The sequence below is a fragment of the Paenibacillus albidus genome (assembly GCF_014644435.1).
Classification (GTDB): Bacteria; Bacillota; Bacilli; order Paenibacillales; family Paenibacillaceae; genus Paenibacillus_AQ; species Paenibacillus_AQ albidus.
The window spans coordinates 15,820-30,272 of record NZ_BMKR01000024.1; the positions used below are offsets into that span (position 1 = coordinate 15,820).

Annotated in this window: 11 protein-coding genes and 1 pseudogene; 1 reads left to right on the top strand and 11 read right to left on the bottom strand. The window is 50.5% G+C overall.

Going from position 1 to position 14,453, the window contains the following annotated elements; all coding sequences use genetic code 11:
• Positions 1–28 precede the first annotated feature (28 nt).
• The 8 genes from IEY53_RS22835 to yaaA all read right to left on the bottom strand — a co-directional run bounded on the left by IEY53_RS22835 (position 29) and on the right by yaaA (position 9,855).
• Entirely contained in the window at positions 29–1,264 is a 1,236-nt protein-coding gene (locus tag IEY53_RS22835; RefSeq protein WP_189029135.1) for an MFS transporter, read from the bottom strand.
• Positions 1,265–1,470: 206 nt separating this feature from the next.
• Positions 1,471–2,010, bottom strand: coding sequence for a CDP-alcohol phosphatidyltransferase family protein (locus tag IEY53_RS22840; RefSeq protein ID WP_189029137.1), 540 nt, complete (start codon positions 2,008–2,010; stop codon positions 1,471–1,473).
• Between the two features lie 223 nt (positions 2,011–2,233).
• The gene (locus IEY53_RS22845) at positions 2,234–3,274 is read right to left on the bottom strand and encodes an NAD(P)-dependent alcohol dehydrogenase (protein ID WP_189029139.1); all 1,041 of its coding nucleotides are present in this window, start codon (positions 3,272–3,274) and stop codon (positions 2,234–2,236) included.
• 41 nt (positions 3,275–3,315) lie between these two features.
• Entirely contained in the window at positions 3,316–4,317 is a 1,002-nt protein-coding gene (locus tag IEY53_RS22850; protein ID WP_189029141.1) for a sugar ABC transporter substrate-binding protein, read from the bottom strand.
• A gap of 71 nt (positions 4,318–4,388) precedes the next feature.
• The gene (locus IEY53_RS22855) at positions 4,389–5,444 is read right to left on the bottom strand and encodes an ABC transporter permease (RefSeq protein WP_229696294.1); all 1,056 of its coding nucleotides are present in this window, start codon (positions 5,442–5,444) and stop codon (positions 4,389–4,391) included.
• Complete coding sequence (locus tag IEY53_RS22860) at positions 5,434–6,957, bottom strand: sugar ABC transporter ATP-binding protein (RefSeq protein WP_189029143.1); 1,524 nt, start codon at positions 6,955–6,957, stop codon at positions 5,434–5,436. Before IEY53_RS22860 ends, IEY53_RS22855 begins: the two co-directional genes overlap by 11 nt.
• Positions 6,958–7,701: 744 nt before the next feature.
• Positions 7,702–8,829: an ROK family transcriptional regulator gene (locus IEY53_RS22865; RefSeq protein WP_189029145.1), complete on the bottom strand. Its 1,128-nt coding sequence runs from the start codon at positions 8,827–8,829 to the stop codon at positions 7,702–7,704.
• Positions 8,830–9,108: 279 nt separating this feature from the next.
• Complete coding sequence (yaaA, locus tag IEY53_RS22870; protein ID WP_189029147.1) at positions 9,109–9,855, bottom strand: peroxide stress protein YaaA; 747 nt, start codon at positions 9,853–9,855, stop codon at positions 9,109–9,111.
• A gap of 148 nt (positions 9,856–10,003) precedes the next feature.
• Between yaaA and IEY53_RS22875 the strand changes: the two are divergent.
• Positions 10,004–10,461, top strand: a pseudogene (locus tag IEY53_RS22875) (transposase); the annotation flags it as partial.
• 114 nt (positions 10,462–10,575) lie between these two features.
• Here the strand turns inward: IEY53_RS22875 and IEY53_RS22880 are convergent.
• The 3 genes from IEY53_RS22880 to IEY53_RS22890 form a co-directional block, all read right to left on the bottom strand.
• The gene (locus IEY53_RS22880; protein ID WP_189029150.1) at positions 10,576–12,297 is read right to left on the bottom strand and encodes a helix-turn-helix domain-containing protein; all 1,722 of its coding nucleotides are present in this window, start codon (positions 12,295–12,297) and stop codon (positions 10,576–10,578) included.
• 108 nt (positions 12,298–12,405) lie between these two features.
• Complete coding sequence (locus IEY53_RS22885) at positions 12,406–13,182, bottom strand: (2Fe-2S)-binding protein (RefSeq protein WP_189029152.1); 777 nt, start codon at positions 13,180–13,182, stop codon at positions 12,406–12,408.
• Position 13,183: 1 nt separating this feature from the next.
• Positions 13,184–14,260 (bottom strand): ABC transporter substrate-binding protein, encoded by a 1,077-nt coding sequence (locus IEY53_RS22890; RefSeq protein WP_189029154.1) that lies wholly within the window; start codon positions 14,258–14,260, stop codon positions 13,184–13,186.
• Positions 14,261–14,453 lie beyond the last annotated feature (193 nt).

A 14,453-nucleotide genomic window follows, 5' to 3' on the forward strand; every position in this document is an offset into this window, starting at 1 on the left:
TGATTTCATATATTTACTCCTTATTTCATCATGTTTCAGGCTGCTGCTTAGGTAAAGCTATAAATATGAAGAATCCAATAATAAATAGGGGGATAATCGCTAGAATACTAAGTTTTGCATTGCCTGTTAAGGTTGTTGTCAAAGACATCACCGCAGGACCGATAATCGCCGCAAACTTGCCGAAGATATTGTAAAAACCAAAGAATTCATTGGAGTTTTCCTTAGGAATAATCTTTGCAAAATAAGACCTGCTGAGCGCCTGGATCCCGCCTTGGGCTGAACCGATTAACGCACCCAGTATAAAAATATGCCACACTGAAGTAATAAAGAAAGCCGCGATACAGGAAAGGATATAGGTGAAAATACCGACGATAATCATCGTTCGGGCTGAATATGTTTTGGCCAGATTACCGTAGAGGATGGCACACGGAAACGCAATGATCTGGATGACTAATAAAATCCCAAGTAAGGTGAAGGTGTCGAAGGCATCCGCACCCAGAACTGATGTAGCATAGGGCACCACCATTTTAATGATGGTATCAACCCCGTCAATATAGAAGAAGTAAGCAATTAAGAAAACAAACACAACTTTGTGCTGTCTGATATTCTTGAAGGTGTCGGCCAGTCTTTTAAAACTGCTCACAACCGGTCTCGGTTCCGGCTCAATATAGTGTCTCTGCTTCACGTCCCTGATCATGGGTACAGTCAGCAGCCCCCACCAAAGGGCAGTAATGATAAATCCAATCTGATAACCGATGGACTTGTCCATTCCCATAACAAAAATCAAAAGAAGGCTGATCCCAAATGGAATGACGCTGGAGATATATCCAAACGCAAACCCTCTGGTGGATACCTTATCCATCCGTTCATCACTCGCAACATCCACCAGAAAAGAGTCATAGAAAATATTGGCTCCGGCAAAACCAATGGCGGACAAGATATAAAACACTATCAATAGCTGCCACTGCCCGCTCTCGGGTGCAATGAATGCCAGCGAAGCGGTAGCCATCACACCAATCACCGCGAAAAATACAAAGAAACGCTTCTTCGTATCCTTATAATCTGCGATCGTGCCTAAAATCGGGCTAAGGATAGCTACCAGAATACTTGCAATGGAATTGAAATACCCCAAATCCATACTGCTGTTCACATTCGTAAACATGCCAAATACAATGGGCAGCAGCGCAGTGGTAATGGCCATCGAATAGGCTGAATTGCCACAGTCATATAAAATCCATGATTTCTCCTCTTTGCTTAACTTCATATAACACCCGCCTCTTATAACCTATTGTTACTGTTATATCACGTGATCGTATGTGGCATGTTAAATGGGTGTTAAATCACAAATGACCGGATTCCCCGAACTACAGCGTTTCCCTTGATAATTCATTGTTGGCTTTGAGTTTATAGTTCCTGTCATCGACGACCGTTCAGAACGCATAGTCCACCTTTTCCGTCGTCAAGTCTATATCAATCCCTTCTCGCGGCAAACAGGCTTTTCGCGTCTCTTTGCAAGGTGCTGGAAGTTAGGTGCACCGTCAGCTCTTCGATCGCCGCCAGGCTGGCAACGATGCAGATCGTCCATTCCATTATACGAAAATCGACGAAAGGATAGAGAAAGGGAATACAAAATAAAAGCCCGCCCGTGGCTTTATTGGCATACGTATGAAGGACGGCAAAGGTGCGATGCTTCCGGTAGACAACCCACAGGGAAGCTATCCGGACAAACGTGATGCCTGCCATCCAGATCCAGATTTCTACTGCGATCGGCTGCGTCGTCAAGATCACGACGATGATGACGCTCATCAGAACCATGTCCGCGATGCTGTCCAGCATGGTGCCGAGCTTGCTTGACGAGCAGGTTCTTCTGGCTATATATCCGTCCAGCATGTCCGTGGCCCCGCATACGACGTAAATCGCCCAAAACAGGGGACCAAACGGGGGTAACGCGAACAGGAACAGCGACAACATGATTCTCAGCATGGAAAGCAGATTCGGTATGTACTTCATTCGTTACCCCGCTCACTATGGATTATCTATTAATTCTCCGCTTCCTTCGACATTCCTCTTAAACTATCCGATATACATATATATGAAACGCGAATCCGTTCCATGCCTTGTCGAAAGGCTGAAACGGATTCGGAATGATTGAAGCGGTATATGCTGCTTTCGATTTACTCAATCATGAGCCACGTACTTATCCGGACTTTTTATGTTTATACGCCCGGCAACGTCATCCCATCCGGATAACAGCCTTCACCACATCTTCCTTGTGATTGATGACAAAATCAAAAGCCTTCTGGGTATCCTCAAAGTTGAATTCATGCGTCACGATGCCCTTGACGTCAATTTTACCATCTGCGATTGCTCCAATGGCGGCGGGGTACAGATTGCGGTAACGGAACACCGACTTGATCTCGGCCTCCTTGAACATGATCTGCATAAAGTCGAAATCAATGATATCCTTGGCCGCCAGACCCACAAGCACAATCGTTCCCCCTCTTTTGACCAGATAAGGCGTCTGCTTGACGGTATGCTCGCTCCCCGCGGTTTCAATCACCTTGTCCACGCCCTGACCGCCCGTTAGTAGGGATATTACATCCAGAACATTCTCCTGCCTGGCGTTGATTACACGGGTGGCTCCCAGCTTCTTCGCTGCTTCCAGCCGCTTGTCAATGATATCAACCACCACAATATCTGTTGCTCCGTAAGCCTTGCAGGCCAGGAGCGTTACAAGCCCGATGCAGCCGGCTCCCAGAATGACAACACGGTCACCCAGCTTGATTCCGCCTTGAGCCGCAGCATGCAGTCCTACGGCCAGCGGTTCCACCAGCGCCCCCTCTTCCGAAGATACGCTGTCCGGCAGCTTGAAGGCCATGTTCTCCGGGAAGGCGATATAGTCCATCAGACAGCCGTGGTAGGGAGGAGTGGCCAGAAACTTCACATCCGGGCAGAGATTGTACTTGCCGCTCTTGCAGAATTCACACTGGCCGCAGGTGACTCCAGGCTCCAGAGCGACCCTGTCCCCCACCTTCAGATTCTTCACCCCGGAGCCAAGCTCTACCACTTCTCCGGCACATTCATGTCCCAGGATAAAATCGCCCTCGACAACGAAGTCGCCGATCCGGCCGTGCTCCAGGTAGTGGACATCGGAGCCGCAAATTCCGACAACCTCCAGCTTTACAATAACTTCGCCCTCTTTGGCTACAGGCATGCCGATTTCTTTCATCTCCAATTTCTTCAGATCCGTCATATAAAAGGCTCTGTTCTTCATAAGATACTCCTCCTCAGGGGCACTAGCGTTCTGTGCCTGGATTACTTCAGGGCTTCTGCCTTTTCCAGCAATTCAATATACTCATCCACATTATCCTTAGTAATCAGCGGGTTGCCGATATCGGTGTCAATCTGCTTCTCCACCCCGGTCAGCAGCTTATTGCTGGTGTCCAGAAGCTTTTCCGCCAGCTCAAAAGCATTCTGCAGACAGGTGGAGGTCATCTTGCCCTCCTTGATCAGCTGGAACGCCTCAGCAGTACCATCCACGCCATAGGCGAGCATGCCGCTGTACTTGGCATTATCCTTAACCGCTTCCAGCGCGCCTGCCGCCATATTGTCGTTCATGGAAACGACCGCGTCGATCTTGTCATTGGCCTGAACCCAATCCTCCATATATTTCATAGCCTCGTCCTTGTTCCAGTTGGCAATTTGTTCGCCGACGATCTGCACATCCGGACGCTTGTCGAAGAATTCCTTCTGCCAGCTCTCTCTGCGTTTATCCGCGTGGAAGTTCCCCGACGGGCCATTCAATACCACAACCTTGGCGTTCTGCGGAATCTGATCCAGCGCTGCGCGGGCGTTGACGCCGGCCTGCTCGTAAGGATCGGCATCCACGGTAGACGCCCCTTCAATACCGGAAATACGGGCGTTTGTGGTGATGGCAAAAATACCGGCATTAATCACCTTCTCTACGTAAGGTCTTTGGGCCTCACCGTTATTGGGCTGCACGATGACAAGGTCGAACTTATTGGTGATGGCATTCTCAATCATGGAATTCTCTTTATCGTCACTGGCCTGCCCGTCAAAGACTTCCAGCTTGATGTTGGGATATTTCTTCGCTTCTTCCTTCACCGCGTTGGCGAGCCAGGCCGCAAAGGAGTCGGATTGCGCACGGGCGATATAGGCGACCTTATAGACTTTCTCACCGCTGTTATTTCCTTGCGCTTCTGAACCGGACGATGATTGCGTATTCGAATTGCCACAGGCTGCGAGCAGTACCAGAACTAACAGCATCGAAACTACGGTAATAAATGTTTTTTTCATTTTTCTTCCCCCTTTTTTTTATTTTAAACAGCAATGCTGTTTAACCTGGTGGTCTGGCCTTTTACCTGCAATCAATGGGGTCCCTTGGCGATTTCCTGTATCGGCTCTCCTCTCCGCCCGCCGCTTTTGCCGCTCTTTCCGCTCTTGTCTTCAATTCTGCCTAGTGTGTTCTTGGTTCTGCGGTTCTTGGAACGGATATCGTAGATAACGGCCAGGGCAATGATGGCGCCGCGGATAATCTGCTGCATGTAGGAGTCGACATTGGTCAAGTTCATGATGTTATCCAAAAAGCCTACAATGAATGCTCCGGCCAGTGTGCCGCCTGCGGAACCGATCCCCCCGGAGAAGCTTGTGCCCCCGATGATCGCCGCCGTCAGCGCCGTAAACTCATAGTTGATCGCTCCGTTGGGAAGTCCGGCATTTACCCGGGACATGAAGAGAATCCCTGCCACCCCTACAAAAATACCGTTGATGATGAAGGCGCTGTATTTAACCTTAGATACGTTGATACCGGAAGCGGCAGCCGCTTCTTCATTCCCGCCTACCGCAAACAGCGAACGTCCGAATTTGGTATGCCGCAATAGATACCAGGTGATAATTGCGAATGCGATCAGAAACAGGACGGGGATGGGAATGAATCCGATGGAGCCTTGACCGAGTATAGTGAAATCCTCCAGCTGCAGGATATTCTGTCCCTTGGTAAAAAGGAGGGCAACCCCCCGGGCCATAGTCAGCATGGCCAATGTCGCAATGAATGGCGGCGTCTTGAAGGTGCTGACCATCACGGCGTTGACGACGTTGCACACTACCCCGGTTACGATGCCTGTTACAATGGCGACGGTAAATGAGCCTGTTGATTTGTAAGCGGATACAGCGAATACTCCGGAAAGCGCCAGCACGGAACCCGCCGATAAATCCAGCATCCCGCTGATGATCAGTATGGTTTGGCCAAAAGCCAGGATGGTGGTTACCGCCAGCTGAGTGGAAATATTGGTCAGGTTATTGACGGACAGAAAGTTGGGGTTGGCAAAAGAACAAACAATAAACAGTGCCAGCAGCACCAAATAGATGCTGTACGTCTTTTTAAATGTGCTCCAGAATAGGCTCCAATTCATGTTATCTTTCAATTCGGTTCACCTCATTTGATGTTATCGATCCGGTGGCGTATTTCATAATCTGCTCCTGGGAGAAATCTCCCCGGCTGATTTCCCCGGTAATGGTGCCCTTGGCCATAACGTAAATCCGGTCACACATCCCCAGCAGCTCGGGAAGTTCAGAGGAGACCATAATTACAACCTTGCCCTCCTTGACCAGCTCCGTCATCAGCTTATAGATTTCAAATTTGGCGCCGACGTCGATGCCCCGGGTAGGTTCATCCAGGATAAGAATATCCGGACCCAGGATCATCCATTTGGCGAGCAGCACTTTCTGCTGATTGCCTCCGCTCAGCGACGCAATGACTGTATCCATGGAGGGGGTTTTCACCCGCATTTTCTGGAACATATCCGAAACGATATCCTGTTCAACCTTGCCGTGATGCCGGAAGCGGTAGAACACGCTTTTCAGGGACGACAATGTCGTATTCTCCTTCACCGACCGCATGGGGATAATCCCGTACCGGCGTCTGTCCTCGGAGAGCATGACCATGCCGTTCTTAATGCTCTGTTCTACGTTCTTGATGGTGACCTTCCGTCCCTTGATGTACACATGCCCGGATGCGATGGGATCGAGCCCGAAGAGCGAACGCATCACCTCGGTTCTCCCTGCCCCGATTAGTCCCGCAAAGCCTACCATTTCCCCCTTGCGCACATGGAAGCTGACATTCCGGTAGCCGCCGGCACCGCTCAGATTCTCCACCTTCAGCAAGGTATCCCCGATCTCCACTTCTTCCTTCGGGTAGGTGTTGGTAAGCTTGCGTCCCACCATCAGCGAGATGACCGTCTCAATGTCGAGCTCCTCCCGGGGATGACTCTCCACTACCGTGCCGTCCCGGAACACCGTAATCTCATCGGCGATCTGGAAAATCTCGTCCAGCTTATGCGAGATATAGATGATGCTGACGCCCCGGGCCTGCAGCTCCCTGATTTTTACGAACATCTTATCCACTTCCTCGTGGGTGATCGCAGAGGTAGGCTCATCCATGATGATGATGTCCGACTTGTACGAAATCGCTTTCATAATTTCCAGCATCTGAATATCCGACACCGTCAAGTCCTTGAGCAGCGTAGTGGGGGAGTACGGCAGATTCTCTGCACGCAGCAGCTCCGTTGTGCGCTGTCTGACCTGCTTCCAGTCGACCTTGCCGAATCTGTTCGCCGGCAGATTCCCCAGGAAAATGTTCTCCTCCACTGTCATTTCGGGCACGTAATTCAGCTCCTGAAAAATCATCGAAATCCCCAGATTCCGTGCCTGGATCGGGCTGCCGATTTTGACGGGCTTCTCGTCTATGAAGATCTGTCCGCCGTCCGGCTGGTGAATGCCGTTGATGATCTTCATCAGGGTTGATTTTCCGGCACCGTTCTCACCGCACAGGACGTGCACCGAACCCTTTTTCACCGTAAAGTCAATCTTGTCTAGCGCCTTAACCCCCGGAAAGGACTTCTCGATCTGCGATACCCTAAGTTTAATGCTCTGTTCCATGCCCTTCCCCCCAAATGATATCGTTTCCATACATCTCCAAACCCTTACTGAAGGGGCCGCTTGCCCACTCGCAGCTCGGGTTTGGCACTTGGATTCTCCCCTGCTCCAATCATTACTAAAGCACTTTTATAAAACCTTCTAAATAAGATTATAGCCAGTTTTGATTTGAAGTCAACAAAAAACTAAAAAGAATGGAAGCGCATTCAACAGATGGCATTTCACAAACAGGCAGGCATGCAAAAACTCCCCCGGGCGAGGTCGGAGCCGCAGGTGCAGCGCCGTCCCTCTACCGGAGGAGCGGGAGAACAGAAGTATGCATGGTTCCGTTAGACTTACGGTTAGAATCACACTATTACAGCATCAGTCTTTAAAAGGCGGGAATAGAAGGCTCATTCGAAAGCTACCTCCCGGGAGGCAGGCTGTAAGCTTAAGGTGGAGATCGCTAGAGTGCACTTTATACATCAGGATGGGAAAAAGGAGGCTTGTTTTAGCATTTCAGTGTATTTAGTGCAGCAGGAACCGCAGCATTCGCCGAAAAGTGCCTTAGGGCTATCCTTTGAATGTACAAAATACATCAGTATGGATATTCGAGCCTCGTTTAAACCATTCTGATGTACGATATACATTAGAACAGATCGAAAGCCGGTGACCAACGCTAATCCCTATCAAACAACCTTCAGGAATCCCTTATTTTTAATCTGATGTTGAACTAGGTGTATTGAGGCAATCTTATTCTGCAACAATCTAGATGCTGTCAATAAATTCAGTCACCAGTTCCAGGGCCGCCCCCACGGCAGTAGCCTCCAGCTTGTATTTGCAGACCCGGAGGTATTTGCCGTCCACCTCAAAGGTGTTCTTCAGGGCCGCCAGCCCCTGGAGGGTATCAATATATTCCTCCATATAGGCGCCGGCATAGCCGCCTAGAATCACATCGCAATCGTACAGCATCCGCAGATTGTTAATCGTAATCACCAGATAACCGGTGTACTCCTCCCAAAGGGCCTTTTGCGGCTCATTGCCCTCCCTCAGCAGCCGGAAAAATTCAGAAATGCTTCCCTGTGTGCTGTCCGAGAGAATTTTTGCTGAGCAATAGGCATCCACGCAGCCCTTCTGCCCGCAGTAGCAGGTACGGCCTCCCGGCATGATCGTCATATGACCGAATTCCCCGCCCCGGTGGTTCTGCCCGGCATAGGTCTGGTTATTAACTATAATGGAGCCGCCCACGCTGTTGTTAAGGGATAGATAGACTACATTGTGAATGTCTTGTTCTCCCCACAATTCGGTGAAGCCGGCTGCGTTCGCATCATTGCTGAGCATACAGGGGTAGGGGATATACTCGGCGAAACGCCGGACGTTTCCCCCCTTGAAGTCAATGACGGTGGCATAACTCACCGTTTGGCGGTCATCAGACAGGATGGCGGGCAGCGCAATCCCGGCCCCCAGGATTCTGCTGCTGTCAATCTGGCATTCTTCCACAAAATCCTCCACCAGCTTGCCCACGCCTTTAAAGTAGACTTCAGTATTAGCAAAGGGGAAGTGGTTCCTGATATTCTTGACAATTTTACCGCTCAGGTCAATGATCACAATGCCGACATGATTTCGGGTCACATCCAGCCCGATTGCATATCTCGCCACACTGTTGCAAGCCATCGATTTCGCTTTCCTGCCTCCGGTGGATTGAAACAACCCGGTCTCTACAATCAGCTCCCTTTCCTGCAGCTCTTTCAGGTTCTGTGTAACCGTAGGAAGACTCAGATTGAGCGCTTGTGCAATCTCCTGAATGGAAGTAGATTCATGGTGATACAAATATCGATAAATGGCGTTACGGTTCATCTTCTTCACTTCCATGCTATTCAAACGGTGTGTCGCCATAATATACCCTCCGACTTTTACAAATGTACTTTAATAATGTATATGAATATATTATACAAGCACACCCGTTTTTGCAATGATCTGTATGTTTATTTTGTGATTTTTTTCACTACTTAACAAATCCCCTAACCACCGTAGCTCGCCCCGTTCCCGCATCCCCGTTCACTTGAACCTCCAAATGAACAGCTATAGCGGTCAGAGGGAGCATAATATTAGTTATGGCATAGCCGATCTCTGCAAGCCATTGGATTTTTTCTGAAAATCATAAGCCCCCCTCCTTCACCTGTTTTGTATAAACACATAAGTACTCTCACTCGATAACTCATCAGCAAAGCCGAAATTCAGCCCGTCGAAACTTTGGATATCCTCCACGCAGCTAATTTGCCGCTCGGCCATGAAGCGTACCATTTCACCTCTGGCCATCTTGACCAGGGTCCCTTTCTCAACCACCTTACCGCCGGCTTCCCGCCCGAATACACAACTAACCATTCGAACGTTCCCGCCAATATAAGGGGAAATGCACTTGCTGTATTCCTTGGAGGCTAGATTCAGAATGCAGTCGCTTTCCGAAAAAAGCTGATCCGCCAGCTTTCTGTTCCAGAACGAATAGAGCGAACTGAACCCGGGCCCGCCCAGCTTTGCCTGCATCTCCAGCCTGTACGGAACAACTCCGTCAAATGGCCGGACGACCCCATAGAACCCGGACAATATCCGCAAATGCTGCTGAAGATATTCCAGCTCCTCCATTGGCAACACCCCGGGAGCCATGTACTGGTATTGGATACCCTCGTAGGAAAAGAGGGCCGGCGTAAGGTTCCGGGTTAACTCCATATCCCGAATCCGCTCCACATTCAGCGTGGCAATGGCATCATTGCATTTCCATAGAGCTTTTGCTTCTTCATAATTCAACTTTTGTAATAAGGCCAGAAGCGTCTCCGACTCGCTTATGAATTGCGGCATCTGGCGGCAATCCAAGAAATCCATGTCTGTCTTCATCTTCTTGGCAGGCGAAATAATGATTCTCATGACGCTCGTGATGCTCCCTTTTCCTGTCCCTGCGGGGATCTTAATTGTAATTTTATCCTATCACACTTCATCCTCATAGACTGCTGTCAAACGAGTCTATAACGTCTCTGTACAAAGCTTAAATCCTTTGATTACAGCGTCTTCAAGCTGTGTGACCCACAAGATGCGCAACACGTTGCCCAAAATTCGGGATACCCACAAGACCGAGGGGGGTCGCCGATTTCAAAAGCATTTACACTGCGCCGGATAAGGATGTGGCCTTGGCCAATCTTTGATGTGATGCTAAAGAAATGGGGCAAAATCTATCCCAAGGAACTGGAGTCCTGGGGGGAGCAGTTGGATGTGTTTCTGCGTTTTTATGACTACCCGCCTCAGATCTGGTACGCCATTTACACGTCCAACCCGATCGAGCGAACCAACAAAGAAATCCGCAAACGACTGAGGCCCATGAACAGTTTGACGAATATGGATGCGGCCGAAAAAATTGTCTATCTGGAAGCGATGGGGTACAACGAGAGATGGAGCCAACGTGTCCTGCGGGGGTTTGGGGACCCCAAAACGAAAGCCGCTTTGAGTAAAAAGATATATTCACAAAAGACATTGTAGCACAAATGTTCGTATGTGAGAATCTCACAAACACCTGCCAATGACAGGTGCTTGTGAATTAACAACAACTTTATTCAGTGGCTCCGCACTAAGCTGAGGTTCCTTGGCTGCCGCTCAGGCCAGCAAGGCGCGGGCTACCTGATCCACAATGTAATTGATGCCTGTCGGTCCATAGCAGCCGATCCATGTAGCGGCATCCACCGGATATATATGCTCCCGCCCGTCTGCATCCAGCATGCCCCAGACGCTTTGCTCTGTCACAGATATTCCCTCCTGCATCATCTCGTTGCTAAGTAAAAAGTAGTGGTTAGCATGCACAGCCGGTAGTCTGTCGACTGAAATATGATAAGCCGTGTCGGAGGTGTCTGCGACAAATAGCGGAGCAGGCAGACCAAGGTCCCGGTACAGCACGGCGCCTGTACGATGAGAGGCAGTATGTACCCGAACCACTGACTCACGCGGGCGGATCAGAGCCACGCTCTTCCCCGCCAGTACCGGGGCAAGTTCTTCTGACAGTAATGCCGTCCGGCGAATGTAATCCGTAATAATACGTTCCGCCTCCCCCCGCTTGCCCGTCAGTTCGCCGAACAGGCTCAGAATTCTCTGCCAGCTCTCATTACGCTTAAACATTATAGTTGGAGCAATCCGCCTTAAGCGTTCATAGTGCTGATCATGCACCTCGGTACAGATAATCAAATCCGGCTGCAGCCGTTCCACAGCCTGCAGGTCCGGGTACTCATAGGTTCCAAGCATTTCCGTTGCCTTAAGTCTGTCCCTGATATATGGGGGGAAATTTAACGCCGCACTGCCCAATCCTACACTTCCTGCCGGTAACATCTCAAGCGCAAGCAAATGGTCAGCATATTGAACGTCGAGTACGGCGATCCGCCGCGGAGAGGCGGTAACGCAATATTCGCCTCGCATATGGCATATCACCGGTCCCTGCAGCGACTCGTACGAGCAGGCCAAGCGGTCCGGCAGCCCGGAACAAGCGGAGAGCGCACCGGTCCCGGAAGCGGCAGTGCGCCTGTAGCGCTGTGGGGGAACTCCATAATATTTCTTGAACGCTCTGCTGAAGTAATACATGTCGTGGTAGCCTGTTCTTTCAGCAATTTCGCCGATGGTAGCGTCCGTATGACGCAGCATCCGCTCTGCACTCTCCATCCGCAGTTGGATCACATATTCCATCGGTCCGAGCAGCTTCTCCTGTTTGAACCGCCGCTGCAGCTGTCTCGCGCCGCAGCCGGCAAGCGCAGCCAGCTCTTTAAGCTTCAGCTCCTGACGATAATGCCCCGCTATATAGGCAGCTACAACATCCACCATGTCCGACTCTGCACCGCCCCGGCCGCGTTCATGCTCCATAATAAGCTCATACAGCACTCCTTGCAGCAGCGCATTGGCATGGAAACGTTCCAGCCCCTCTCCCCGGCTCCATTTGGCTACAATCTTGTCCGCCGCCTGATGCAGCTCCGCCGGGAGCACAGGATAGTGAACAAACGAAGTGCGCAGCGGGTGATTACGCTGCGGGAACAGAACATGGGCGGCTCCCGTCATAGGAATTGCCTTATAGATAATAACGGTATAATGAATGTTTTCTGATCCGGCAGTCAAAGTAAAAGCTGATCCCTTGACAGCGTGACAAGCAAAAGAGGCCCGGACATGGCAAACTTCACCATTCATCACAAGCCCCCCTTCTCCGCCGCCTGCCAGCAGCAACAGATTGGCTGTCAATCCCGTTTCGCTCATAACACCGCCGGGCGGCAAAGTACCGCTGCGCACGTCAAGCGTCTTGATTGTCGTATCACTCCATAAACTTGCCTGCTCTTGCAGCGGCATTTCTCTCATCTCCTGACAATAGCACCCTCTGCTAAACGGACATACCTGAACAAGATTACATCGCTTAGTGCAAGCGTGCCTATAGCAAAGGTGAGCATGTTTCTATTGTCATTTTAATTGAGATTCATTCTCATTGTCAATTTTCGGACACTTTACGCAATATTCTCCTGACATCCGGTAATAAAAGCAGCAGGTGATGCGCTTGTTCTTCGCAACCTGAACCAGGTCATTGTTCTCTGTAAAACGGGTAAACGGATTCCTCCTTTCGCCAAACAGTTGCCCAGGGGCCATCCGGGTCAGGAACGTAAAATCTGCATTTATCCGCTGCCTTTCTTGTCTGGATTCGTCTGCTCCAGGAGAATACAGCGGAGCAATACGCACCATAATATTCTCCCAAAGCACCGCTATAGAGACGGGGCCAATGGCGGCAAGCGTCCGCAGCAGCGGCGCAAGTCTTACCGCAAAAATCTCCTCTACGACCTCTTCCCGCCACACTTCCCTGTCTTCCGGTGGCGATGCTGCCCGAAGTCCGTTCAGCGCCAGGAAAGGAAAATGCGTATCCGCTTTAAAAGCCGGGGAAGCCGGATGATATAGGAAGCTGTTGTCCAGCGGGAAGGAGACTTCCCGATTATGAAAGGTCATAGCGGTCAGCAACGGCGCGATCCACAGATAGCCGATCCGCTTGGCCAGCATGGAAGCAGCAACCTGCATATCCGGCGCGCCGATATAATCCTTAAGCCAGCTTACATATTCGCGGCATGCAGCTTCTTCATGCAACTGGCTCAGAGCAATAGTACGGACGCTGCCTTTAGGCGGCTCGCCTAGCCACAGCCGGTATTCTTCCGCCATTTGCTTCCAGGAGACAGACGACAGATAGTTGTCCATTTCAATGCGATCCCAGCAGCGCTTCCGAGGCCTGATCTACGATAATGTTGAGAGCAATGGGACCATAGTAAGCGATCCAGAGCGTTGAATTCACGTTATATGCACGGTTATTCTTGACTGCATCAAGGGATTTCCAGACCGGACTGCTCGCCAGAACCTCTGCCTCTTTGGCAAACAATTCATCCGACAGCAGGAAATAGTGATCTGCTCCGATATCTGCGACTCTCTCCATCGAAATTTCAACGGAGGTGTCATCTTTAATCTCCTGAACGAATGCAGGGACATTTAACCCCAAATCCTCATAAAGAATGCTTCCGGTCCGATGCTCGGGACCATGTACACGAATACCTTCCGGTCTCGGGCGAATCAGCGCTACCGTTTCGTCGCCCAGCTTCGCCGACAGCTGCCCCCGCAGTCCGACGATTTTGTCCTCGTAAGCCTGACGCACTACCTCCGCCTCCGCCTGCTTGCCTGTTATCGTACCGATGGTAGCCAACGTATCCCGCCAATCCTCGTAGAAGTCGAGTACTACTGTAGGCGCAATTTTACTGACGCTGTCATACACCTGCTCCTGAAAGTCGGTCATCAATATAAGATCCGGATTCAACGCCACAATAGCCTCAAGATTGGGCTCATCGCGCGTACCGAGGACCTTCACCTCACCCAGTTGGTCGCTTAAATATTCTGGAAACTTGGCGTCCTTCGCTCCAGCTACAACGCTGCCAGCCGGGCGCTCGCCAACCGCTATCAATTGATCGACGAATTTCACATCAAGCGCAGCAATCACCTTCGGCTTCCCGGTCAGCGTATATTCGCCCTTCATGTGCTGGATGGTAACCGGGAAGGCTGCAGCAGCCTGTGCCTCCGGCGATGTCTGAGCCTGTGTTTCAGACGCTGGAGACGGCTCGGCTGAAGCTGCAGCAGACGGCTGTGCGGCTGTGCCTGCACTGGTGCCCCCTCCACTGCCGCAAGCTGTCAGCACAAGTACCAGTGCCAGCATCCATACCATTAATGGTCCTGATTTTTGGGCAGCGTTTATCTTACTGCCGGTTGCCTGCCTCTTTGTTGCTCTGTTCATGCTGACTCCCCCTTTTGTATGATAATGATTTTCATTATCATATTATATAAAGCGAGTATAATCGATCAGCACACTCCGTTTCCATGTACTTTTGCGACATTGCAGCCGGATTAATGCGACATTGTGTTCCATAGGAGCATGCTCCTTTTACACAGTATCCCTTCGGGATTCCGATAATCCAATATAAAAAGAC

Excerpts from the sequence above, each read along its gene's own strand:
- IEY53_RS22845 (WP_189029139.1), bottom strand. The coding sequence starts at position 3,274 with ATGAAGAACAGAGCCTTTTATATGACGGATCTGAAGAAATTGGAGATG.
- IEY53_RS22860 (WP_189029143.1), bottom strand. The coding sequence starts at position 6,957 with ATGGAACAGAGCATTAAACTTAGGGTATCGCAGATCGAGAAGTCCTTT.
- IEY53_RS22885 (WP_189029152.1), bottom strand. The coding sequence starts at position 13,182 with ATGGACAACTATCTGTCGTCTGTCTCCTGGAAGCAAATGGCGGAAGAA.
- IEY53_RS22835 (WP_189029135.1), bottom strand. The coding sequence starts at position 1,264 with ATGAAGTTAAGCAAAGAGGAGAAATCATGGATTTTATATGACTGTGGC.
- yaaA (WP_189029147.1), bottom strand. The coding sequence starts at position 9,855 with ATGAGAATCATTATTTCGCCTGCCAAGAAGATGAAGACAGACATGGAT.
- IEY53_RS22890 (WP_189029154.1), bottom strand. The coding sequence starts at position 14,260 with ATGAACAGAGCAACAAAGAGGCAGGCAACCGGCAGTAAGATAAACGCT.
- IEY53_RS22840 (WP_189029137.1), bottom strand. The coding sequence starts at position 2,010 with ATGAAGTACATACCGAATCTGCTTTCCATGCTGAGAATCATGTTGTCG.
- IEY53_RS22880 (WP_189029150.1), bottom strand. The coding sequence starts at position 12,297 with ATGCCGCTGCAAGAGCAGGCAAGTTTATGGAGTGATACGACAATCAAG.
- IEY53_RS22865 (WP_189029145.1), bottom strand. The coding sequence starts at position 8,829 with ATGGCGACACACCGTTTGAATAGCATGGAAGTGAAGAAGATGAACCGT.
- IEY53_RS22850 (WP_189029141.1), bottom strand. The coding sequence starts at position 4,317 with ATGAAAAAAACATTTATTACCGTAGTTTCGATGCTGTTAGTTCTGGTA.